General features: G+C 64.2%; 1 protein-coding gene. It reads left to right on the forward strand.

The window, feature by feature from the left end; all coding sequences use genetic code 11:
• Window positions 1-394: 394 nt before the first annotated feature.
• A partial coding sequence (locus tag BFF77_RS22355) for an acyl-CoA dehydrogenase family protein (protein ID WP_141698489.1) occupies window positions 395-905 on the forward strand: 511 nt, incomplete at its 3' end.

Here is a 905-nt window from a genome sequence, read left to right on the forward strand (position 1 = left end):
CCTCGACCAGCTCGATACCGGTCTTCACCAGCAGGTCCGCGATCGCCGCGGCGTCCCTGGGGCCGAACTCGACGCCCGCCATATGCGCGGAGTCCCGCAGAGTCGCGTCGGATATACGAGGCAGCCCGGGCAGGCCGTCCTCTTCCTCCGTGAATGTCATTGCATTCCCCTCCCTTTCTGGAGCCGGTTTTATCGTCCGTCTGCCTGGATGTGGAGTGCTGCTGGATATGTTGCTTGACCTGCGGCGGAGAGGCAATGAACGTTGTGTCAGAATCACGTCAAGTACTGTCATGCCGTGTCATGCGGGCTGACATACGACAACCTTCCGCGGGACTGTGAAAAATATCCCGCACGTCGGCGAAACAAGTGCGGACCGCCAGCTACGGTGGGCGAAGTGAATGCGGATGATGAGATGTGTGATTTCCGCGATCATTTGACGACTCAAACGCGAATCAGGCGTCCCTGTGTCGTGGCAATTCTGCCGCCCGAGCAGGACACAGAAAAAAGGGGAGATCCGATGGTGCTTTCGCAATCCCCAGCCGGCCTCGATTCCGACGACCCGAAGGACGACCCGAAGACCGAGGCATCACTGGTCGACCGGTCCCGCGAGCTCGCCGAACGCGTCGCACGGCCGACCACGAACAGCCGCGACAGCAATCACCGATGGGACCCGGACCTTTTCACCGAGCTGGCGGCCACGCGGCACGGCCCCGGTCTCGCCGGACCACTGGTACCGCGCGACCTGGGCGGTGGGGGACTGTCCGGCACAGAGACCTGCGCTCTGCTGGAGGGGCTCGGGGAGGGATCCCGCGATCCGGGGCTGGCACTCGCGATCACCGCGCACGCGGTGCTGGCCACCGTGCCACTGCGAGCCTTCGGCACCCCGGGGCAGCGAGAGCACTATC

It is taken from the genome of Streptomyces lushanensis (assembly GCF_001700515.1).
GTDB classification, from domain to species: Bacteria; Actinomycetota; Actinomycetes; order Streptomycetales; family Streptomycetaceae; genus Streptomyces; species Streptomyces lushanensis.